General features: G+C 71.1%; 20 protein-coding genes. 16 read left to right on the top strand and 4 right to left on the bottom strand.

Annotated features, from left to right (window positions below; translation table 11 throughout):
* Positions 1-120: 120 nt before the first annotated feature.
* A complete protein-coding gene (locus ACFYNU_RS17415) occupies positions 121-594 on the bottom strand; it encodes a PLD nuclease N-terminal domain-containing protein (protein ID WP_356586605.1) in 474 nt (157 codons plus the stop codon).
* A gap of 86 nt (positions 595-680) precedes the next feature.
* On the opposite strand from ACFYNU_RS17415, the gene ACFYNU_RS17420 reads away from it, so the two are divergent.
* Both ACFYNU_RS17420 and mqnP read left to right on the top strand, forming a co-directional pair.
* On the top strand, positions 681-2138 hold the full coding sequence (locus ACFYNU_RS17420) for a menaquinone biosynthesis decarboxylase (RefSeq protein WP_356586607.1): 1458 nt from the start codon (positions 681-683) through the stop codon (positions 2136-2138).
* Positions 2135-3112, top strand: a complete 978-nt coding sequence (mqnP, locus tag ACFYNU_RS17425; protein WP_356586609.1) for a menaquinone biosynthesis prenyltransferase MqnP — start codon at positions 2135-2137, stop codon at positions 3110-3112. The genes ACFYNU_RS17420 and mqnP overlap by 4 nt, the downstream gene beginning before the upstream one ends.
* Before the next feature lie 51 nt (positions 3113-3163).
* On the opposite strand, the gene ACFYNU_RS17430 is transcribed toward mqnP, so the two are convergent.
* The gene (locus ACFYNU_RS17430) at positions 3164-3769 is read right to left on the bottom strand and encodes a rhomboid family intramembrane serine protease (RefSeq protein ID WP_356586611.1); all 606 of its coding nucleotides are present in this window, start codon (positions 3767-3769) and stop codon (positions 3164-3166) included.
* Positions 3770-3873: 104 nt separating this feature from the next.
* On the opposite strand from ACFYNU_RS17430, the gene ACFYNU_RS17435 reads away from it, so the two are divergent.
* The 6 genes from ACFYNU_RS17435 to ACFYNU_RS17460 all read left to right on the top strand — a co-directional run bounded on the left by ACFYNU_RS17435 (position 3874) and on the right by ACFYNU_RS17460 (position 9322).
* On the top strand, positions 3874-4632 hold the full coding sequence (locus ACFYNU_RS17435) for a UbiX family flavin prenyltransferase (protein WP_356586613.1): 759 nt from the start codon (positions 3874-3876) through the stop codon (positions 4630-4632).
* Positions 4633-4731: 99 nt separating this feature from the next.
* The gene (locus ACFYNU_RS17440) at positions 4732-5187 is read left to right on the top strand and encodes an Lrp/AsnC family transcriptional regulator (protein WP_023539462.1); all 456 of its coding nucleotides are present in this window, start codon (positions 4732-4734) and stop codon (positions 5185-5187) included.
* Positions 5188-5272: 85 nt separating this feature from the next.
* Complete coding sequence (gene mqnE / locus ACFYNU_RS17445; protein ID WP_356586973.1) at positions 5273-6436, top strand: aminofutalosine synthase MqnE; 1164 nt, start codon at positions 5273-5275, stop codon at positions 6434-6436.
* A 140-nt stretch (positions 6437-6576) separates the two neighbouring features.
* Entirely contained in the window at positions 6577-7116 is a 540-nt protein-coding gene (locus ACFYNU_RS17450) for a GNAT family N-acetyltransferase (RefSeq protein ID WP_356586615.1), read from the top strand.
* Between the two features lie 108 nt (positions 7117-7224).
* Entirely contained in the window at positions 7225-7521 is a 297-nt protein-coding gene (locus ACFYNU_RS17455) for a DUF4229 domain-containing protein (RefSeq protein WP_356586617.1), read from the top strand.
* 433 nt (positions 7522-7954) lie between these two features.
* Positions 7955-9322 carry a dicarboxylate/amino acid:cation symporter gene (locus ACFYNU_RS17460; RefSeq protein ID WP_356586619.1) on the top strand — a complete coding sequence of 456 codons (1368 nt, stop codon included), beginning with the start codon at positions 7955-7957 and terminating at the stop codon, positions 9320-9322.
* A 66-nt stretch (positions 9323-9388) separates the two neighbouring features.
* On the opposite strand, the gene ACFYNU_RS17465 is transcribed toward ACFYNU_RS17460, so the two are convergent.
* Entirely contained in the window at positions 9389-10315 is a 927-nt protein-coding gene (locus tag ACFYNU_RS17465; RefSeq protein WP_356586975.1) for an alpha/beta hydrolase, read from the bottom strand.
* A gap of 268 nt (positions 10316-10583) precedes the next feature.
* On the opposite strand from ACFYNU_RS17465, the gene ACFYNU_RS17470 reads away from it, so the two are divergent.
* Positions 10584-11198 carry a TetR/AcrR family transcriptional regulator gene (locus ACFYNU_RS17470; RefSeq protein ID WP_356586978.1) on the top strand — a complete coding sequence of 205 codons (615 nt, stop codon included), beginning with the start codon at positions 10584-10586 and terminating at the stop codon, positions 11196-11198.
* Positions 11199-11427: 229 nt separating this feature from the next.
* Positions 11428-13311, top strand: a complete 1884-nt coding sequence (locus ACFYNU_RS17475) for an AMP-dependent synthetase/ligase (RefSeq protein ID WP_356586980.1) — start codon at positions 11428-11430, stop codon at positions 13309-13311.
* A gap of 12 nt (positions 13312-13323) precedes the next feature.
* On the opposite strand, the gene ACFYNU_RS17480 is transcribed toward ACFYNU_RS17475, so the two are convergent.
* Complete coding sequence (locus ACFYNU_RS17480; RefSeq protein WP_356586621.1) at positions 13324-14247, bottom strand: MurR/RpiR family transcriptional regulator; 924 nt, start codon at positions 14245-14247, stop codon at positions 13324-13326.
* A gap of 119 nt (positions 14248-14366) precedes the next feature.
* Here ACFYNU_RS17480 and ACFYNU_RS17485 point away from each other — a divergent pair, with 119 nt between their 5' ends.
* The 6 genes from ACFYNU_RS17485 to ACFYNU_RS17510 are packed head-to-tail and all read left to right on the top strand — an operon-like array spanning position 14367 to position 20918.
* Positions 14367-15629 carry a C45 family peptidase gene (locus ACFYNU_RS17485; protein WP_356586623.1) on the top strand — a complete coding sequence of 421 codons (1263 nt, stop codon included), beginning with the start codon at positions 14367-14369 and terminating at the stop codon, positions 15627-15629.
* Positions 15626-17317, top strand: coding sequence for an ABC transporter substrate-binding protein (locus ACFYNU_RS17490; protein ID WP_356586625.1), 1692 nt, complete (start codon positions 15626-15628; stop codon positions 17315-17317). The genes ACFYNU_RS17485 and ACFYNU_RS17490 overlap by 4 nt, the downstream gene beginning before the upstream one ends.
* 5 nt (positions 17318-17322) lie before the next feature.
* A complete protein-coding gene (locus tag ACFYNU_RS17495) occupies positions 17323-18270 on the top strand; it encodes an ABC transporter permease (protein WP_356586627.1) in 948 nt (315 codons plus the stop codon).
* The gene (locus tag ACFYNU_RS17500; protein WP_356586629.1) at positions 18267-19112 is read left to right on the top strand and encodes an ABC transporter permease; all 846 of its coding nucleotides are present in this window, start codon (positions 18267-18269) and stop codon (positions 19110-19112) included. Before ACFYNU_RS17495 ends, ACFYNU_RS17500 begins: the two co-directional genes overlap by 4 nt.
* Positions 19113-19116: 4 nt before the next feature.
* Positions 19117-20115, top strand: a complete 999-nt coding sequence (locus tag ACFYNU_RS17505; RefSeq protein WP_356586631.1) for an ABC transporter ATP-binding protein — start codon at positions 19117-19119, stop codon at positions 20113-20115.
* Positions 20112-20918, top strand: coding sequence for an ATP-binding cassette domain-containing protein (locus tag ACFYNU_RS17510; RefSeq protein ID WP_356586633.1), 807 nt, complete (start codon positions 20112-20114; stop codon positions 20916-20918). Before ACFYNU_RS17505 ends, ACFYNU_RS17510 begins: the two co-directional genes overlap by 4 nt.
* Positions 20919-20954: the final 36 nt, after the last annotated feature.

The raw sequence follows: 20954 nt of genomic DNA on the forward strand, positions 1-20954 counted from the left end.
GCGCCCCCCCCGGCCGCGGGCCCGCCCCGCCGCCCCCCCCCCGCCCCCCCCCCCCCCCCCCCCCCCCCCCCCCCCCCCCCCCCCCCCCCCCCCGCCGCTGTGTCGTGGTGAAGCTCGGGCTCAGGCCGTCGGCGGGACGTCGTCGGCGCTGCCGCCCTTCTCGCGGCGCTCGATCTCGGCCTCCCGGCGGCGCAGATCGGCCTCGCGCCGCTCCAGTTCGGCCAGCGCGTCCGTGCTGCCCGTGTCGTCCGCGCGATCCGCGACCGGCGACTCTTCCTTCTTCCCGTCGTCCTTCGCCGCCGCGTCCGTCTTGCCGTCCTTCTTGCCGTCCCTCTCAAGGGACTTGAGGAAGTCGGGGTTGTCGTCCGGCGCGACCCAGCCGCCCCGGCGGCCACCCGCCGAGCCGATGCCGGCCGTGGGCTTCTTGCCCACCATCAGCCACGCGATCGAGCCGACCAGCGGGAAGAGCAGCACCAGGATGGCCCAGATGGGCTTGGGGATATGACGGATGTCCTTCTCGTCGGTGGTGATGCAGTCGATGAACGCGTAGATGCTGAGAGCCAGCGGCACCAGAATCATCAGCACCCGAAGCATGGCGGTCCCCCTGGGAATGGAGATCGAGTACGGGGCGGTGGCCCCGGTTACAGGTCCAGGGTAGCGAGTAGCAGATACTGGACGGCATGGCTTACGACGATCTTCGCTCTCTGCTCCGGGCGCTGGAGCGCGACGGCGACCTCAAGCGTGTCAAGGCGGAGGTCGATCCTTATCTGGAAGTCGGCGAGATCGTCGACCGGGTGAACAAGGCCGGCGGGCCGGCGCTCCTCTTCGAGAACGTCAAGGGCTCCGACATGCCCCTGGCGATGAACGTGTACGGGACGGACCGCCGGCTCCTCAAGGCGCTCGGCCTCACCTCGTACACGGACATCAGTGACAAGATCGGCGGGCTGCTCAAGCCCGAACTGCCGCAGGGCTTCGTGGGAGTACGCGAGGCGTTCGGGAAGCTCGGCACGATGACGCACGTGCCGCCGAAGAAGGTGAAGCCCGGCAGCGCGCCCGTGCAGGAGGTCGTCCTCACCGGTGACGACGTGGATCTGGACCGGCTGCCCGCGCTGTTCACCTGGCCCGAGGACGGCGGCTCCTTCTTCAACCTCGGTCTGACACACACCAAGCACCCGGAGACGGGTGTCCGCAACCTCGGGCTCTACCGGCTCCAGCGCCACGACAAGCGCACCATCGGCATGCACTGGCAGATCCACAAGGACAGCCGCAACCACTACCAGGTCGCCGCCAAGCGCGGTGAACGGCTGCCCGTCGCCATCGCCTTCGGCTGTCCGCCCGCCGTGACGTACGCCTCCACCGCCCCGCTGCCCGGTGACATCGACGAGTACCTGTTCGCCGGCTTCGTCCAGGGCAAGCGGATCGAGATGGTCGACTGCCGTACGGTGCCGCTCCAGGTGCCGGCCAACGCCGAGGTCGTCATCGAGGGCTGGCTGGAGCCGGGGGAGACGCTGCCCGAGGGGCCGTTCGGCGACCACACCGGTTTCTACACACCGCAGGAGCCGTTCCCGGCGCTGACCATCGACTGCGTGACGATGCGCAAGCGTCCGCTGCTCCAGTCGATCGTGGTCGGCCGGCCGCCGACGGAGGACGGGCCGCTGGGGCGCGCGACGGAACGGTTCTTCCTGCCGCTGCTCAAGATCATCGTGCCCGACATCGTGGACTACCACCTGCCGGAGTCGGGCGGCTTCCACAACTGCGCGATCGTCTCGATCGACAAGAAGTACCCGAAGCACGCGCAGAAGGTGATGCACGCCATCTGGGGCGCCCACATGATGTCGCTCACCAAACTGATCGTCGTCGTGGACGCCGACTGCGACGTCCACAATCTGCACGAGGTGTCCTGGCGGGCGCTGGGCAACACCGACTACTCGCGGGACCTGACGGTCGTGGAGGGCCCGGTCGACCATCTCGACCACTCCTCGTACCAGCAGTTCTGGGGCGGCAAGGCCGGTATCGACGCGACGCGCAAACTCCCCGAGGAGGGGTACACGCGGGACGGCGGCTGGCCGGAGATGGTCGAGTCCGACCCGGAGACCGCGGACCGGGTGACGAAGCGCTGGAGGGAGTACGGCCTGTGACCAGTGCCGCCGAGGGAGCCGACGGTCTCGTCGGGCAAGGACGACAGGGACGGCAGGGCAGGCCGGGACGGCCGGGGGGGCCGGGCGGCCCCGCGTCGTCGGGCGGCAGAACGCGGGCGTTCCTGCGGCTCGTGATGATCGAGCACTCGGTCTTCGCGCTGCCGTTCGCGTACATCGCCGCGCTGACGGCCATGTTCCAGCTCGACAAGACCATCCACTGGGGCCGGCTGCTGCTCGTCACGGTCGCCATGGTGGGCCTGCGGACCTTCGCGATGGCCTGCAACCGGATCATCGACCGCGAGATCGACGCCCGTAACCCCCGTACCGCGGGCCGTGAGTTGGTGACCGGCGCGGTGTCGGTGCGCTCCGCGTGGACGGGCGCGCTCGTCGCCCTCGTGGTGTTCCTGGGCGCCGCCGCCCTGCTCAATCCGCTCTGTCTGGTGCTCGCTCCCGTCGCCGTGGTCCCGATGGTCGTCTATCCGTACGGGAAGCGCTTCACGAACTTCCCGCACGCCATCCTCGGCCTCGCCCAGGCCATGGGCCCGGTCGGCGCCTGGATCGCCGTCACCGGCGAGTGGTCGTGGGACGCGGTCATCCTCGGGCTGGCCGTCGGCATCTGGATCGGCGGCTTCGACCTGATCTTCGGCAGCCAGGACGTCGAGGCGGACCGCGCGCACGGCGTGAAGTCCGTCCCGGCGCGCTTCGGCATCCCGGCCGCGCTGTACGGCGCACGTGTCGCGCACGCCGTGACCACGGGCCTGCTGGTCTGGTACGCGCTGGCCACCGACGCCGGGGTGTTCTTCTGGGTCGGGCTGCTGATCGTCGCCGCGGCGTTCCTCTACGAGCACCAGGTCGTGAAGCCGAACGATCTGTCCCGGCTCAACCGGGCCTTCTTCACCGTGAACGGCTTCATCGGGATCGCGCTCTTCATCTGCGCGCTGCTCGACCTGCTCGTACGGGGACTGACCCCCTGACGCGACGCGACGTGACGTGATGTGGCGTGACGGAGCGGTCGGTGGGCGCGGTCAGTAGTTGAGCGCGCCCGCCGGGGCCCGGCGCCCCGGGCGGCGGAACATGAACGCCGCCACCACGCCGCCTATCAGCCCGAAGAGATGCCCCTGCCAGCTCACGGTCGGATTCGTCGGCAGGACGCCCCACAGCGCCGACCCGTACATCACCAGGACCAGCACGCCGACCACGATGTCGACCATGCTGCGATTGACGAAGCCGCGCACCAGCAGATAGCCGAGCAGCCCGAAGACCACACCGGACGCCCCGGCCGTGACGGAGTTGTCCGCCGCCGTGAGCCAGACGCCCAGGCCGCCGACCACCATGATCGTGAGAACCACGCGCAGGAAGTGGCCCGTGCCGCTGAGGGCGGCGAGGAAGCCGAGCACGAGCAACGGCACGGAGTTGGCCATCAGATGGTCGAAACCGTGGTGCAGGAAGGCCATCGGGATGACATCGCGCAGCTCGCCCAGGTCACGCGGGCTCAGCCCGTACGTGTCGAGCGCGCCCGTCGAGGAGTCCACGGCCTCCAGGACCCAGAGCAGCGCCAGCCAGCCCAGCATCAGCGCCGCCGCGGCCTTGATACGGCCCACAGCGTTCCTGTCGATGGATGAATCCGGCATGTCGCCCCCCAAGGGTCGTCGCGCTCCCATCCCTGGAACGCGCGAGGCCCCGTCCCCGGTTCCTGCTTCCGGACGCCTTCTGGACGCCGGATAGGGTCGGACGCGTGAACCCCGGATCGGACCCAGCGGACCAGCGCCCTGTCGAGCGGCCCACGGCGGCGCCCCGGCGCCCGTGGGTCGTCGGAGTCTCCGGCGCGTCGGGGACCCCGTACGCGGCGGCCGTGCTGCGCGGACTGCTGGCCGCCGGCGAGAGCGTGGACCTGATCGTCAGCCGCGCCTCACGCCTCACGCTGCTCGACGAGACGGGCATCTCCTTCCGGGACGCGCACTGGCGGGACGATCTGCGTACGTGGCTGGCCCGGGGCGCCGACGGCAAGCCGGACACCTTCGACCCCGATGTGTCGGACGTACGGCACTGGGCCGCCGGTGATCTGGCGGCCGGGCCGTCCTCGGGGTCGTACGCGACGCGGGGGATGCTGATCGTCCCCGCCTCCACGGCCTGTGTGGCGGGCGTCGCGCTCGGGCTGTCGAAGGATCTGCTGCAACGCGCGGCGAGTGTCACGCTCAAGGAGCGCCGCACACTGGTGGTCGCCGTCCGGGAGACCCCGTTGGGCGGACAGACCCTCAAGCATCTGGTGACCCTGGACGAGGCGGGCGCCGTGGTGCTGCCCGCGTCCCCGGGCTTCTACGCGGGGGCGACGCACATCCAGGATCTGGTGGACTTCGTCGCCGGGCGCGTGCTGGACGCGGCGGGGGTGCCGCACCGGCTGTACCGCCGCTGGGAGGGGGAGCTGGGCCGGGCGATCTCCGCCGGGCCCGGACAGGACCCGGGCGGCTCCCGTACGGAACCGGAAGCACCCTAGTCGGCCCCGTACCCCGTACATACACCGCTGTACCGCCACACTGCCTTAGATTGCATACATCACTTGCGAGATTGCTGAACAATGGAAGGCTTCAGGCATATGGACGCCGTGGATAGGCAGCTCATCCAGGCCCTCAGGGAGAACGGCAGAGCCTCGTACGCCGAGCTGGGCCGGCTCGTCGGGCTCTCCGGGCCCAGCGTGACCGACCGCATCAACCGGCTGGAGGCGGCGGGCGTCATCATCGGCTACCGCGCCACCGTCGACTCGGCCTCGCTCGGCCTCGGTGTCACCGCGCTGATCGGCATCTCGCTCTCGGACGCCGCCGACCACGAGGACGTCGCGCACCGGCTGCGCGGACTGAGCGAGATCGAGGACTGCTGGTTCATCGCGGGCGACGACTCGTACATGCTCAAGGTCCGCGCCGGTGACGTCGACGGTCTGGAGAAGACGATCCGCCGCCTCGGCAGTACGAAGGGCGTCTCGCGGACCCGTACGACCATCGTGCTCTCCACCAAATGGGAGAACCGGGTCGGCGAACTTCCCGACGAAACGTAGGCGTACGGTTGGTGGGAACTGGTAACCGGGTGTTCGGCGGACATATGGCACACACAGTGGGAGGCGCCGCATGACTGCATCTGTCATGGATGTGGGGCTCAAGCGCGAGTTGGAGCAGAAGGTCAGGGCCGGTGAGCGGCTGACCCGTGAGGACGGCATCGCCCTCTACGAGTCGGACGACCTGGCCTGGCTGGGCGGTCTCGCGCACGAGGTGCGGACCCGTAAGAACGGTGACGTCGTCCACTTCAACGTCAACCGGCACCTCAACATGACGAACGTCTGCACCGCGTCGTGCGCCTACTGCTCGTTCCAGCGCAAGCCGGGCGAGAAGGACGCGTACACGATGCGTATCGAGGAGGCCGTCCGGCTCGCCGAGGCGATGCGCGGCGAGAGCCTCACCGAGCTGCACATCGTCAACGGGCTCCACCCGACGCTCCCTTGGCGCTACTACCCGCGCTCGCTCAAGGCTCTCAAAGAGGCGCTGCCGGAGGTCTCGCTCAAGGCGTTCACCGCCACCGAGATCCACCACTTCGAGACGATCTCCGGGCTGTCCGCCAGTGAGATCCTCGACGAGCTGATCGACGCGGGCCTCGAATCGCTGACGGGCGGTGGCGCCGAGATCTTCGACTGGGAGGTCCGGCAGCACATCGTCGACCACCGCACCCACTGGGAGGACTGGTCGCGCATCCACCGGCTCGCGCACGAGAAGGGTCTCAAGACCCCGTGCACGATGCTGTACGGCCATATCGAGGAGCCCAGGCACCGGGTCGACCACGTACTGCGGCTGCGCGAACTCCAGGACGAGACCGGCGGGTTCCAGGTCTTCATCCCGCTGCGCTACCAGCACGACTTCGTGGACATGCAGGACGGCAAGGTCCGCAACCGCCTCCAGGCGCGTACGACGATGGCCACCGGCGCCGAGGCGCTGAAGACCTTCGCCGTCTCCCGGCTGCTGTTCGACAACGTCCCGCACGTGAAGGTCTTCTGGGTGATGCACGGCGTGCAGACCGCCCAACTCGCGCTCCAGCACGGCGCGGACGACATGGACGGCTCGGTCGTCGAGTACAAGATCACGCACGACGCCGACAACTACGGCACGCCGAACAAGCTCGGCCGCGAGGATCTGCTCGACCTGATCCGCGACGCCGGCTTCCGGCCCGTCGAGCGCAACACGCGCTACGAGATCATCCGGGAGTACCCGGGCCCCGACGCGGACCGGCGCGAGACGCCGCAGCCGATGCGGCTCTGATCTCCCGGCGGCTTTCCGCCGAGCGCCGGTCGAGTGCCCGTTGAGCGCCCCGTTCGAGCGGCCCCAGCTCGTTGAGCTGGGGCTTCTCGCGTTCTGGAATGGGGTTGAGGCCGAGCTCGCGTAATGGTTAGTGTTGCAGAATGCCACTTACGTCGCCGCCGCTCGTGTTCACGCTGGACCCGCCCGTCGACCCGGCCCTGCGCGACGGCGTCGTCACGCTCTGGGCGGACGTCTCCGACGCGGGCGGCGCCGTCGGCTTCGTACCGCCGGTGAACCCGGACGACGTACGGGCCGAGCTGGTCAAGCACCTCGCGTCGATGGCCGAGGGCCGGACCCGGCTGCTCGTCGGGTACGACGAGGACGGCGCCGTGGCCGCCACCGCCTTCCTCGCGCTCAACACCCACCGGCTGATGGGGCACTGGCTCTGGCTCTACACGGTGATGGTCCACCCGAGGCACCAGGGCAAGGGATACGGCCGCGACCTGATGCGGGCGGCGGCCGACGCCGCCCGCGGCATCGACGGCATCGAGGCGATACGGCTCACCTGCCGGGGCGGCCTGGGGCTGGACCGGTTCTACGCGGCCTGCGGTTACAAGGAGGTCGGCCGGGTGCCGGACGCGATACGGGTGGCGCCCGGCGACGACCGCGACGACATCACGATGCTGCTGTCGCTGCGCTGAGCCAACCCCCCTATATGGGGCGCCGGACGGCGTGCTTCACTGGTCGGGTACGCCGGACACATCCGGACGCGTACGCCGCCACGAGGAGCACGAGCAGAGAGGGCCGCCGTGACCGCCGCCAGAACGAGCGCCACGATCCGCTACACCGCGATGCGCCTGGGCATCTTCGTCGGCTGCTTCGTCGTTGTCGCCGTCCTGGTCCAGTTCGGCGCGCTGCCCAAGGGGCTCGGCGACTCGAACTTCGTCTGGGTGCTGCTGCTCGCGCTCGTCGTCTCCGCGCCGCTCAGCTTCGTCCTGCTGCGCAAGCAGCGCGACGAGATGTCCACGCAGCTCGTCAACAAGGTCGACTCCGCGAAGGCCAAGCTTGAGGCGAACCGCGCGCAGGAGGACGGCGCGACCCGGTAGGGCGCGCGTTCTGTCCCGTATGGGCGCCCTAAGCGCCGCGTAAGCTTCGTCACATCCGTACGCCGGTCCATGCCCGGTTCGTCACGCCCCGGCCGCCCACGCGCCGGGGCGTCGGTGTGTCCGGGGGCAGTTGGCGCGCTCCGCCGACCGATACCTCAAAGCAGACCTTTGAGTTCCCCAAAGCCCCGGTGTTAATGTATCGGGCATGAAGACAGCAGTGCGCCATCACGCCGTGAGCCTCCCGCTCGTGGCGCGCCTGCATGTCGATCTCTGCCGCTGCATGTCCGCGGTCTGTTGCCGCTAGGGCCTGTCGGCACTGATCCGACCCGGCACCATGCGGCGGCGCCACCTCTGAAGCACGGGCGCCGCACCCCCCAGTTCCACCCCCTTCCTCTCGTCCCCCTATCCCCGTACGCCCAACTGGAGTGTGTCCGTGTCCGCGAATTCCGAGCCCGCCACCACCGGCAAGGCCGACCAGGCCGACAAGCCGGCCGGTTCCGGCCCAGGTCTCTCCCTGCCCAAGGTCCCGTTCTGGGCCCAGATAGTCGCCGGTCTCGTCCTCGGCGTCCTGCTCGGCTGGCTCGCCCGCAGCCAGGACATCAACTGGCTGTACACCACCCTCGACAAGATCGGCAGCATCTTCGTCCAGCTCCTGAAGCTGGCCGTCGCCCCGCTGGTCTTCTTCGCGATCCTGGTGTCGATCACCAATCTCCGTAAGGTCAACAACGCCGCCAGGCTGGCCTCGCGGACGCTGCTCTGGTTCCTGATCACCTCCCTGATCGCCGTCGTCATCGGCATCGTGATCGGCCTCGTCACCAACCCCGGCTCCGGCACCGGCCTCACGCCCAAGGACGGCGCGAAGCCCGAGGGCTCCGGCTCCTGGATCGACTTCCTGACCGGCATCGTGCCGACGGACGTGATCACCCCGTTCACCGAGCTGAACGTCCTCCAGATCGTCTTCATGGCCGCCGTCGCGGGCATCGCCGCGCTCAAGCTCGGCGAGCGCGCCGCGCCGATCCTCGCGCTCAGCGAGTCCGTGCTCGAACTGCTCCAGAAGGCCCTGTGGTGGGTCATCCGCCTCGCCCCGCTCGGCACCGTCGGCCTCATCGGCTACGCCATCGCGGACTACGGCTGGGACCTGATCGGCGACTACGCGACCTTCACCGCCGACGTGTACATCGGCTGCGCCCTGGTCCTGTTCGGTGTGTACCCGCTGCTGCTGGCGACCGTCGCCAAGGTCAGCCCGATCCAGTTCTTCAAGGGCGCCTGGCCCGCGATCCAGCTGGCCTTCGTCTCCCGCTCCTCGGTCGGCACGATGCCCGTCACCCAGCGGGTGACCGAGCGTCTCGGCGTGCCGAAGGAGTACACCAGCTTCGCGGTCCCGTTCGGCGCCACCACCAAGATGGACGGCTGCGCCGCGATCTACCCGGCGCTGGCGGCGATCTTCATCGCGGAGATCTTCAACGTCCAACTGGGCATCCAGGACTACCTGCTGATCGTCTTCGTCTCGGTGGTCGGCTCGGCCGCCACGGCCGGTCTCACCGGCGCGACGGTCATGCTGACCCTGACCCTCTCGACGCTGGGTCTGCCGCTGGAGGGCGTGGGTCTGCTGCTCGCGATCGACCCGATCCTCGACATGATGCGTACGGCCACGAACGTCGCCGGCCAGGCCCTGGTCCCGGTCATCGTCGCGTCCCGGGAGAAGATCCTGGACCACGACAAGTACAACTCGGCTTCGGCGAACCCGATCGACGAGCCCGAGACCAGCGACCGCGACAGCGCGGTCCCGGTCGCCGCGTGACGCGGTAGCCCACGGCGAGTCCCTAACGGCGCCCCCGGTCCTTCGGCCGGGGGCGCCGCCGCGTCGTCATCCCTTCCGTCCCGCGTGTTGTCCCGCGAGGGTGTGCAGGGCTGCCGCGACCGGGGTGGGGTCCAGGGGCCCGACATGTGACGCGCTGGGGAAGTCCTGCACGCGGAAGCGGTTGCCGGGTGTGTACGCGTCGGCCTCCGCGATCATCCTGTCCTGGAGCGCGGTGGCGATCGTGCGGTCCGCGCCGAACCGCAGATAGGTACGGGGAACGCGTCCCCAGCTGCCCGCCCGGCCGACCGCGCGGCCCGCGTAAGCGGTGACGGGCTCGTCGGTCTGCATGCCGGCGAGTATCCGGCGGTAGTCGGCGTCGGGGTGGTCCGCGCAGATCATCTCCTTCAGGAGGGCGAGTTCACGACTGTCTCCGGTCCGGAAGTTCAGCCGGAGGACACCGAGCCGCTCCGGGTCGCCCACCGTCAGCTCGACCGGGCTGACGGCGTTCGCGTTCTCGGGCGCCGCCGTACAGGCGTCCGCCGTGGGCAGCGCCCGGCTGGGACAGAAGGCCGCCATGTAGCAGATGTGGTCGAGCAGATGCGGGACGGCGTCACCGACCCGGCTGACCGACACACCGCCCAGGCTGTGCCCGACCAGCACCACCGGGCCGTTGCGCGCCGCCCGCCGCACGACGCCCGTGACGCGCGCCTCGTACTCGTCCAGCCCGAGGCCCTTCAGCGGGGACGGCTCGGTCGCCATCGCTCCGAGGTCCTGCCGCTGATACGCCTCCGGTATGAAAGCCTCCGCGCCGTGCAGCGGCTGGTCCACCGTGACGACGCGGTGGCCGCGCAGCGTCAGCTCACGCGCGATCGGTGTCCAGAACGCGCCCGCGCTGTGGGTGCCGTGCACCAGCACATAGGTGGTGACTCCGCGGCGCGGGTCCGCCGCGGCCGGCGAGGCTCCCAGCCCGGTGGCCAGTGCCGCGCCCCCCACCGCGAGTCCGAGCCCGCGCAGTGCCGACCGCCGGGTGGTGCCTGTCCGTTCTTCGTTCTTCGCGTTCATCATGGCCACGACGCTATAAACGGCCCGATCGGCCCGCCAGCGCTCCAGAACCACCATCGAGGTGGACCCAGCGCCACCCTCCGACGTGGCGGTTTTTCGATCGGGCAGGGGATCTGACCGTAGGCTTGACCGGGTTCGGGGGTACGTGGGCGGGAGGTCGGGCCAGGTGGGTTCCGCAGGTGTGGGGAAGAGCAAACGGATGCCGCGCGAGGTGCGTGAGCGGCAGATGCTGGACGCCGCGGTGGCGACCTTCGGGCAGCGGGGATACCGCGCGGCGTCGATGGACGAGATCGCCGAACTGGCCGGTGTCTCCAAGCCGTTGGTGTATCTCTATCTGAATTCCAAGGAGGACCTGTTCACCGCGTGCATCCGGCGCGAGGCCGGCGCGCTCCTCGCGGCCGTACGCGCCGGTGTCGTCGAGCCGGACCTCGCGCCGGACGAGCAACTGTGGGCCGGGCTCACGGCGTTCTTCGCGCACACGGCCGACCACCCCGACGCCTGGTCGGTGCTGCACCGGCAGGCCCGTACGCACGGGGAGTCGTTCGCCGCCGAAGTGGCCGCGATGCGCGAGGAGTTGGTCGCCCTGGTGACCGGGCTGCTGGGGGACGCGGGCCGCGCGTCACCCGCCTCGCCGGATCTGGCCGACCGGGATGTCGCCGGTGTCGCGCAGGCTCTCGTCGGTGCGGCGGAGGCGCTGGCCGGGTGGGCGAACGAGACGCCCGACGTCTCGGCCAAGGAGGCCGCCTCCACGCTGATGAACTTCGCCTGGACGGGGCTGGGGAGACTGCTGGAGGGCGAACGCTGGTCACGGTGACGCCCGTTGGGCCGGCCCGGCGCCCGATGCTCCGCCACCACCGGCCGAGCACGGAAGCGCCTTTCGCGCGGGCCTCAGGTCAGTGGTGACGCTCCGCACCCGTGCGGTGTCACTGTCTTGATTTCGCGACCGGCTCCCGGTGTAATCGCCGGATCGGAGCCCCACGCTCCGCGCAGAGATGAGGGAACAGCGCGTGTCCGCAGACGTGCCCGCCGGGGCTGAGGCGTCCCTGTCCCCGTCGGTACCTCCGCTCTCCCACGCCGAGCCCGAGAAGCTGTGGGTGGACGGAGTCGTACGGCAGGTCTTCGTACCGGCCCTCGTGCCGCCCGCACCCGACGGCTCGCTCGCCGACATCCCCTTCGACAACGCGCGGGACGCCCCGGACGAGGCCGTCCTCAGCGTCAAGCAGACGGACGGGCGTTGGCGGGACGTCACCGCCGCCGCCTTCGCCGACGAGGTCCGTGCCGTCGCCAAGGGGCTGATCGCCGAAGGGCTGCGGCCCGGGGACCGGCTCGCGATCATGGCCCGTACGACCTACGAGTGGACGCTGCTCGACTTCGCGGCCTGGGCCGCCGGACTGGTCACCGTCCCCGTCTATCCGACCTCCTCCGCCTTCCAGACCCGCTGGATCCTCCAGGACTCGGGCGCCGTCGCGTGCGCGGTCGAGAGCGAGGAGCAGGCCAGGCTGGTCACCCAGGAGCAACTGCCGGACCTGGCCCACCTCTGGACCTTCGACGCCGGCGCCGTGGACGCGCTGCGCGCGGCCGGCGCCGATGTCCCCGACGCGGAACTCGACGCGCGCCGCGACGCGCTCTCGCCCGCCTCACTCGCGACCCTCGTCTACACCTCGGGCACCACGGGAAGCCCCAAGGGCTGCGCCCTCACGCACGGCAACTTCTTCGCGGAGGTGGACAACTGCATCGAACTGCTGCACCCCGTCTTCAAGTCGGTGAGCGAGGAGCCCGCCTCCACACTGCTCTTCCTGCCGCTCTCCCACATCTTCGGACGCATGGTCGCGGTGGGCTGTCTGCGCGCCCGGGTGCGGCTCGGGCACGCGCCCTCGCTGCGCACCGACGACCTCATCGCGGATCTCGCGGGCTTCCGCCCGACGTTCCTGCTCGCCATCCCGTACGTCCTGGAGAAGGTCTTCAACACCGGCCGCGCCACCGCCGAGAAGATGGGCCGCGCCGCGTCCTTCGACCGCGCCGCGCGGATCGCGCGGCGGTACGGGCAGGCCGTCGAGGCCGCCACGGCCGGGACGGGCCCCGGCCCCACGCTGCCCCTCAGAGCCGCCCGCGCGCTCTACGACCCGCTGGTCTACCGGCGCATCCGGTCCGCGCTCGGCGGCAAGGTGGTGCAGGCCATCTGCGGCGGCTCCCCGCTCGGGCGCCCCCTCGCCTCCTTCTACGCGGGCGCGGGAATCACCGTCTTCGAGGGGTACGGCCTGACGGAGACCACGGCCGCCGCCACGGTGACCCCGCCGCTCCGGCCCCGGCTGGGCACGGTCGGCCGGCCGCTGCCCGGCACCTCCGTACGGATCGCCGACGACGGGGAGGTACTGCTGCGCGGCGGCCAGGTCTTCACCGGCTACTGGGACCGGGAGCGCGGCGAGCCCGTACCGGCCCTGGACGAGGGCTGGTTCGCGACCGGGGACCTGGGCGCGCTGGACGACGACGGCTATCTGACCATCACCGGCCGCAAGAAGGACATCCTCATCACCTCGGCCGGCAAGAACGTCGCCCCGGCCCCGCTGGAGGACTGGCTGCGCGCCCATCCGCTGATCGGCCAGTGCCTGGTGCTCGGCGACAACCGCCCGTACGTCACGGCCCTGATCACCCTGGAGCCGGACGGCCTCGCGCACTGGCGCCAGATGCGGAAGAAGGAGCATCTGACACGCGAGGAACTGGTCACCGACGAGGACCTGCTGGCCGCGCTGCAACGGGCGGTCGACGAGGCCAACCGGCTGGTGTCCAGGGCCGAGTCGATCCGCCGCTTCCGGGTGCTGCCGGTCTCCTTCACCGAGGCGAGCGGGCAGTTGACGCCGTCGCTGAAGGTCCGGCGGACGGCGGTGACCGAGGACTTCGCGGCGGAGATAGAGGAGTTGTACAGCTGACGGCCCCGGCGCTCACCCCTTCCGGCGCGGTGCCAGCAACTGCTCCCGCAGCGCCGTCAGTTGGTGGGACGACTCGACCGCGCGTGTCTCGTCCAGCGCGGTGAGCGCCAGCAGCAGGACGTCCGCCACGACCAGCCCCGTCAGGGACTCCGCCGTGATGCCGGTCGGGGTGTGCGGGGCGGTGAGGACCGACTCCACGCGGGCCGCGAAGCGCTCGCCCAGCTCGTCCGTGACCAGCACGACCTTGGCGCCGACCGCCCTGGCCCGCTCCACCAGCACGGTCAGCTCTATCAGTTCGCGGCCGGGCTGGAAGATCACCACCGCGTCCCCCTGGCCCACCGCCAGCAGCGCGTCCGCCAGGGCGAAGCCCGTCTCGCCGACGAAGCGGGCCCGGCGGCCGATCCGGCCCAGGGCCAACGCCAGGTGCCGGGCGGCCAGTTCGGAGGCGGCCACCCCGTAGCAGAAGACCTCGCGCGCCGGGGCGAGCGCGGCCACCGCGCGGTGCAGCGCCTCCGGTTCGGTGAGACGGCTGCCGTGGTCGACGCGGTCGCGGGCCTCGGCGAAGACGTCGCGCCAGATGGTGTCCAGGTCCTGGCCGACATGGTCGATGCGCTGCTTGAGCCGTACCTCCGGGGCGACCGTCGCCGTGAAGTCGGCGGCCAGCTCTCGCTTGAGGGCGGGCAGTCCCGCGTAACCGAGGCGCTGGAGCGCCCGGACGACCGACGCGTTGCTGGTGCCGCTCGCGGCGCCCAGCTCCTGGGCGCCGGCGAAGAGCAGCTGCTCGACCGGGGCGCTGGCCAGATACTGCGCCACCGCCCGCTCGGAGGCGGACAGCTCCTCCCACTGGTCGCGCACGGCCGCCCGCAGCCGGGTCACGCCCGCGCCCGGGGGTCCCGATTCCTGGCCCGCCGGCTGTCCGGACTCTGGAATCTTCATTACACCCATTGACTTCCCTGTCTCCGGCATTACTCTCCTGGACAACGCATTCCAAGAGGAACGTTCCCTGAAATCAACGTTACAGGACTACGGGATCGCGTTCCGTCGCGAGGAGAACAATGGCACCCCGCTCCCTTCCGGTCATCGAGATCTCCGGCTCACCGCGCGAGCGCGGCCGGCAGTACGGCGAGGCCGTACGCCCCCAACTGCACACCGCCCTCGGCTACTACGCACAGGCCTTCGGGCAGTCCGCCGGTCTGACCTGGGACCGCGTCACCGCACGCGCCGAGCGCTGGCTCGACCCCGTCGACGCCTACGCCCCCGACCTCGTCGAGGAGATGCGCGGCATCGCCGACGGCGCGGGCGTGAGCCTGCTCGACGTCCTCGCGCTCAACGCCCGCGGCGAGGTCATCTACGACAAGTCGTTCGCCTCGATGAGCGAGAACGGCGCGCGCCCGGCCGAGGACGAGGAGCCCGCCGACGGCTGCACGTCCTTCGCCGCGTACGGCGCCGCCAGCGGCGACGGTCATGTCTACGCCGGGCAGAACTGGGACTGGCGCGCGGGCGTCGCCGACACCGTCGTCATGCTGCGGATCGTCCAGCCGCCCAAACCCACCCTGATCATGCAGGTCGAGGCCGGACAGGTCGGCCGCCAGGGCGCCAGCTCCGCCGGTATCGCGCTCAACGCCAACGGCCTCGGCGGCAGGTTCGACGACACGGTGGGGCTGCTCCAGACCGTCGTACGCCGCTCGGTGCTCGACCAGCCCACCATCACCGACGCGCTCGACGTGCTCTGCCGCACCCGCGCCCATATCGCCAGCAACGCGCTGCTCACCTGCCGCGAGGGCTTCGCCATCGACCTGGAGACGACGCCCGCCGGGCACGGCTGGCTCTACCCCACCGACGGCCTGCTCGTGCACGGCAACCACTACCAGGCCGGCATCCCCGCCGCCCTCGCCGCGGGCTACCGGCCCATGTCGTCCGACTCCCTCGTCCGCGTCCCGCGCGCCGAGGAAGGGCTGCGCCGGCTGCGCGGCTCCACCGGGCCCGAGGAGTCCCGCCGGCTGATCAAAGAGGCGATGTCCGACCATCTCGGGCTCCCCGAATCGCTGTGCACACACCCCGATCCGAGGCAGCCGGAACTCCGGCACTGGACCACCCTCGTCTCCTCCTGTGTGGACCTGACCAGCGGTGACTACCACGTCACGGCCGGTACGCCCTGCGACAGGGACTACCAGCGGATGCCCTGGAACCTGTACGACGGTCCCTATGGAGACCGCCCGTACGACCCGGCGCACGACCCCGCGCACGACTCCGCGTACGAGACCACCGAAGACCACCTTCCGCACCACGCGATGTCCACCACGGGAGCCCAGCGATGAGAAGCACCCGCACCACCGTCGGCACGGCCGCCCTGGCCGTCGCGACCCTGCTCGCCGCCGCCGGCTGTAGCGGCGCGGACCAGACCGGCACCGGAGGCGAGGCCGCCGACGCCGCCTCCCTCAAGCTCGCCGCGACCACGCCCGCCGCCAAGGGCGGTCTCACCGAGGCCAACTGGCTCCTGGAGGACGAGCCCGACTCCCTGGACCTCGACACCCAGGGCACCAGCGCGGGCCGCGTCGTCCTCACCAACGTCTGCGAACGGCTCTACCAGCTCCAGCCGGACATGTCGGTCAAGCCGCTGCTCGCCGAGAAGGCCGCGACCCCCGACGACCGCACCCTCGTTCTTACCCTCCGCTCCGGCGTCACCTTCCACGACGGCACGGACATGACCGCCGACGACGTGCTGTACAGCCTGAAGCGGCACGCCGACCCGGACATGGAGCAGAGCGACGAGTTCGGCAACGTCAAGGCCATGACCAAGAGCGGCGACCGCGAGATCACCGTCACCTTCAAGCAGCCCGACGCCCTCTTCACCAAGGCGCTCGCCGGGGACGCGGGCCTCGTCTGGAACAAGGAACAGGTCGAGAAGTCCGGCGAGGACTTCGGTACGCCGGGCCGGCCGGACGCCTGCTCGGGGCCGTACGAACTCGTCAGCTGGAGCTCCGGCGACTCGATCATCATCCACAGCTACGACGACTACTGGGGCAAGAAGGCGCTCACCGACAGGATCGTCTTCCGCTGGGCCTCCGACAGCGCGCTCGTCAACGCCGTGACCACCGGCGCCGCCGACGGCGCGTACACCGAGTCGCCCAACACCGCGTCCGCCCTGCGCGGCAAGAAGGGCATCGACCAGCACTACGGCCCCTCCACCGCCTCGCTCGTGCTCATCCCCACCGAACGCGGCGGCCTGAAGAACGCCGCCGTCCGCCAGGCGCTCTCCCTCGCGATCGACCGCGACGGCATCGCCAAGTCCGGTTACGGCGGCCTGGTCGAGCCCTGGGCGACGCCCGTCGGCGCCGGGGCCTGGGGGTACGAGAAGCCCGCCTTCGAGGCCGCGCAGAAGGAGATCACCAACGCCCCCGACAGCCCGTCCGCGAAGGACCTGACCCGCGCGAAGAAGCTCGTGGACGAGTCGGGCGTCGACAAGGCCGCACCGATCGTCATCGGCACCGACGCCAGCCAGGGCCGCACGGTCGTCGCCAACGCGACCCGCTCCGCGCTCCAGCGCATCGGACTCAAGGGCCAGATCAAGACGGTGCCGACGGCGCAGTTCGAGCAGTTCTACAGCGACCCGCAGATCCGCTCCGAGATCGACGTCCTCGTCGGTGACTGGTACATCTCCAAGTCCGACCCGATGGGCTTCTACGACAACGGGCTCTCCGACTCCTCCAACAACTGGGTCGGCTTCAAGGACGCCACGTACGACGCGCAGGTCAAGAAGGCACTCGGCACGCTCGACGACGCCGAGCGCGCCAGGCTCGCCACAGAAGTGCAACGGAAGTTCACCGACGCGGCCGTCTGGATCTCCGTCGCCCAGGTGCCGTCCGTGCTGGTGCTGAACGACAAGCTGACCGGGCCGCCCGCCTCGATGGCGTATCTCTACTACCCGTGGGCCGCCGAGCTGGGCACCAAGGGCGCCGACAGCGCGTCCGGCACCGGCACGGCCGACGGCACCGGGAAGGGCTGACCGCCATGCTCGCCCGTATCTCCCGGCGCCTCGCCGGCCTGCTCGCCACCCTCTTCGCCGCCTCGTTCGTGATCTTCGCGGCCGTGTACGCGGCGCCCGGCGACCCGGCCGTCTTCCTGGCCGGCGGTCGCGACAAGCTGACCCCGGAGAAGCTGGAACTGGTCCGGCAGCAGTACCACTTGGACGAGCCGCTGGCCGTCCAGTACGGCCGCTGGCTCTGGGACGGCGTCCATCTCGATCTCGGCCGGTCCTTCAAATACAGCGACCAGGTGGCCGACCTGCTGGCCGCCCGTCTCCCCACCACCCTCGCCCTGGTGGCGTACGCGACCGTCCTGTTCGTCGTCATCGGCGTCGGAGCGGGCGTGCTCGCCGCCGTCCGGCGCGGCAGCTGGGTCGACTCGACGGTCGTCGGCGGTACGACACTGGCCGCGTCCGTCCCGTCCTTCGTCTCCGCCATCGCGCTCGTCGCGCTCTTCGGCGTCCAGCTCGGCTGGTTCCCCGTCACCGGCGGCGGCACGGGCCTCGGCGGGACGCTGCACCATCTGACGCTGCCCGCCGTCTCCCTGGCGCTCGGCGCCCTCGCGCTGATCAGTCGGGTCACCCGGCAGGCGATGGTCGACGCGGGCGCCGCCGACCATGTGGAGGTGGCACGCGCCTCCGGCCTGCCCGAACGCGAGATCGTCCGCAGACATGTCCTGCGCAACGCGCTCGGCCCCATCGTCACCATGTGCGGCCTCGTCATGGCGGGCATGCTCGCCGGCACCGTCGTCGTGGAGACGGCCTTCGGCATCAGCGGCATCGGCTCGCTGCTCGTCGGCGCCATCAACACCCACGACTTCCCGGTCGCCCAGGCCGTCCTGCTGCTGATGGTCACCGGCTACATCGTGGTCACCACCCTCGTCGACCTCCTCCATCCGCTGCTCGACCCCCGAGTGAAGGAGCGTGCGGCATGACGGCGCTGACCCTCGCCCCCGTCGGCGGGACACGGTCCCGCGGCTCCCTCGGCGTCCGCGTCGCGGGCGGGTTCCTCGTCCTCGTCGTGCTGGCCGCCGTCCTGGCGCCGCTCGTCGCGCCGTACGCCCCCGACGCCATCGACCTCTCCGCGTCACTGGTCGGCACCTCCGGCGACCATCCGCTCGGCACCGACTCCTCGGGCCAGGACCTGCTGTCGCGGGTGCTGTACGGGGCGCGTACGAGCCTGATCGCGCCGGTCCTGCTGCTGGCCCTCGCGGCGCTGCTCGGCGTCACCCTCGGCACGCTGGCCGCCTGGCGCGGCGGCTGGGTGGACACGCTCGTGTCGCGGATCACGGACGTCATGTACGCGTTCCCCGGGCTGCTGTTCACCGTCCTGATCATCGCGGTCTTCGGCGCCGGGATGACCACGTCCGTACTGGCGCTCGGCCTCGCCTACACACCCACCGTCGCCAAGTACACCCGGTCCGTGGCGCTCGCGGAGTGCCGCAAGCCGTACATCGACTCCTACCGGGTGCAGGGCATGGGCGGCGCCCGGATCTGCGCGCGGTATCTCGTGCCCAATCTGGGCCGCTCCATCGTCGGCTATCTCGTCGTCCTCTTCGGCGAGGCCCTGATGTCGCTCGCGACCCTGTCCTACCTCGGCTTCGGCGCCCAGCCGCCCAGCTCCGACTGGGGGTTGATGGTCCAGGAAGGCCAAGCCGCCGTCGTGCAGGGCGCGTTGCTCCCGGCGCTCGTGCCGGGCGTGGCCATCGCCCTCGTCGTGGTGTCCTTCAACGTCGTCGGGGTGCGGGCCGCCGACCGACTCGGCAGCGGGAGGTAACCGCATGCTCCTCGACATCGAGCACCTGACCGTCCAACTCCCGGGCACCGCCCGGCCCGTGCTCACCGACGTCACCCTGCGCGTGGCGAGCGGCGAGGTCGTCGGCCTGGTCGGCGAATCGGGCTCCGGCAAGTCCACCACCGCCAACGCCGCGCTGCGGCTGCTGCCGGGCGACGCCACCGCCACCGGCCGGATCACCGTCGACGGGACGGACGTCCTGTCCCTCACCGGCGACGCGCTGCGCGCCCATCGCTCGCGTACGGTCGCGATGGTCCACCAGGACCCGCGCTCCGCCCTCAACCCGGTGCGCCGGGTGGGGGACTTCCTCACCGAACGGCTGCGCGGCGCGGGCCTCGACCAGCGCGCGGCCCGCGCCCGCGCGGTCGAACTCCTCGCCGCCGTCGGCCTCCCCGACCCCGAACGGCGCGTGCGGCAGCGCCCGCACGAACTGTCCGGCGGCATGCTCCAGCGCGTCGTCATCGCGGGCGCGCTCGCCGCCGAACCGCGCCTGCTGCTCGCCGACGAGGCGACCAGCGCCCTGGACGTGACGACCCAGGCGGAGATCCTGGCGCTGCTCAGGTCCGTGCGGACGTCCGGCGGCGGCCGGGCGCCGGGGATGCTCTTCATCACCCACGATCTCCAACTGGCCGCCGCCTACTGCGATCGCGTGTACGTCATGTACGCGGGCCGGGTCGTCGAGGAGGGCGCCGCGGGCGAGCTGTTCGCCCGGCCCCGGCACCCGTACACCCGGGGGCTGCTCGACTGCTCCCCGACGCTGGACACGGAGGTACGCGAGATCCGCCCCATCCCCGGCCGGCCGCCCTCGCTCGCCGACGCCTTCACCGGCTGCGAGTTCGCCGCGCGCTGCCCGCACGCGGAGGCCGCGTGCGAGACCTGGCGGCCGGAGCCGGTCGCACTGGACGGCGGCGGTACGGCGGCCTGCCGCAGGCTGCCGGACTCGGTCATGGCCCCGGTCACGGCCACGGAAGGGAGCGTCCGATGACGGAGACCGGACAGGAACACGCCCTCGCGGTGGACGGGCTGCGCAAGGAGTACCCGCTGCCCGGCGGCGGCCGGCTCACCGCCGCCGACGCCGTCGGCTTCACCGTCCCCGCGGGCGGCTCGCTCGGCATCGTGGGGGAGTCCGGCTCGGGCAAGACGACCGTGGCGCGGATGCTGGTGGGTCTGGTGCGGCCCGACGCCGGCTCCGTACGGGTCGCGGGCCGCCTCCGCGAGACCCGCACCCCACGCGGCGGACGCGCCCGGCTGGCCAGGGCCAGGGAGATCCAGATGGTCTTCCAGGACCCGTACGTCTCGCTCGACCCGCGGCTGACGTCCCGTCAATGCCTCACCACCGCACTGCGGTTGCACGGCCGCGACGACTCACTGGCCGACGGGCTGCTGGACCGGGTGGGGCTCGGCGCCCGCGAGGCCGGGGCGCGCCCGCACGGGATGTCCGGCGGTCAGCGGCAGCGGCTCGCCATCGCGCGGGCGCTGGCCGTCGACCCGAAGGTGCTGGTGCTCGACGAGGCGGTGGCCGCGCTGGACGTGTCCATCCAGGCGCAGATCCTCCAACTGCTCGGCGAGATCCGCCGGGACACGGGCGTCGCGCTGGTCTTCGTGAGCCACGATCTGGCCGTGGTGCGGCACATCACCGACGAGGTGCTGGTGATGCGGCGTGGCGTGGTGGTCGAACAGGGCCCGACGGACGGGGTGTTGGCCGCGCCCGGCCACGCGTACACCCAGCGGCTGCTCGCGTCGGTGCCCCGGCCGGGCTGGGACCCGGCGGCGGTGGGCGCCTCGTAACCCCCGCGCAAAGGCAGGAGCCCTGCTCCCCGCACT

The organism is Streptomyces sp. NPDC006643 (genome assembly GCF_042870175.1).
Lineage (GTDB): Bacteria > Actinomycetota > Actinomycetes > Streptomycetales > Streptomycetaceae > Streptomyces.

Bases quoted from the DNA above. Each gene is read 5' to 3' on its own strand.
- ACFYNU_RS17415 (WP_356586605.1), bottom strand. From the start codon at position 594: ATGCTTCGGGTGCTGATGATTCTGGTGCCGCTGGCTCTCAGCATCTAC.
- ACFYNU_RS17420 (WP_356586607.1), top strand. From the start codon at position 681: ATGGCTTACGACGATCTTCGCTCTCTGCTCCGGGCGCTGGAGCGCGAC.
- ACFYNU_RS17430 (WP_356586611.1), bottom strand. From the start codon at position 3,769: ATGCCGGATTCATCCATCGACAGGAACGCTGTGGGCCGTATCAAGGCC.
- ACFYNU_RS17440 (WP_023539462.1), top strand. From the start codon at position 4,732: ATGGACGCCGTGGATAGGCAGCTCATCCAGGCCCTCAGGGAGAACGGC.
- mqnE (WP_356586973.1), top strand. From the start codon at position 5,273: ATGGATGTGGGGCTCAAGCGCGAGTTGGAGCAGAAGGTCAGGGCCGGT.
- ACFYNU_RS17450 (WP_356586615.1), top strand. From the start codon at position 6,577: ATGCCACTTACGTCGCCGCCGCTCGTGTTCACGCTGGACCCGCCCGTC.
- ACFYNU_RS17470 (WP_356586978.1), top strand. From the start codon at position 10,584: ATGCCGCGCGAGGTGCGTGAGCGGCAGATGCTGGACGCCGCGGTGGCG.
- ACFYNU_RS17480 (WP_356586621.1), bottom strand. From the start codon at position 14,247: ATGAAGATTCCAGAGTCCGGACAGCCGGCGGGCCAGGAATCGGGACCC.
- ACFYNU_RS17485 (WP_356586623.1), top strand. From the start codon at position 14,367: ATGGCACCCCGCTCCCTTCCGGTCATCGAGATCTCCGGCTCACCGCGC.
- ACFYNU_RS17490 (WP_356586625.1), top strand. From the start codon at position 15,626: ATGAGAAGCACCCGCACCACCGTCGGCACGGCCGCCCTGGCCGTCGCG.
- ACFYNU_RS17495 (WP_356586627.1), top strand. From the start codon at position 17,323: ATGCTCGCCCGTATCTCCCGGCGCCTCGCCGGCCTGCTCGCCACCCTC.
- ACFYNU_RS17500 (WP_356586629.1), top strand. From the start codon at position 18,267: ATGACGGCGCTGACCCTCGCCCCCGTCGGCGGGACACGGTCCCGCGGC.
- ACFYNU_RS17505 (WP_356586631.1), top strand. From the start codon at position 19,117: ATGCTCCTCGACATCGAGCACCTGACCGTCCAACTCCCGGGCACCGCC.
- ACFYNU_RS17510 (WP_356586633.1), top strand. From the start codon at position 20,112: ATGACGGAGACCGGACAGGAACACGCCCTCGCGGTGGACGGGCTGCGC.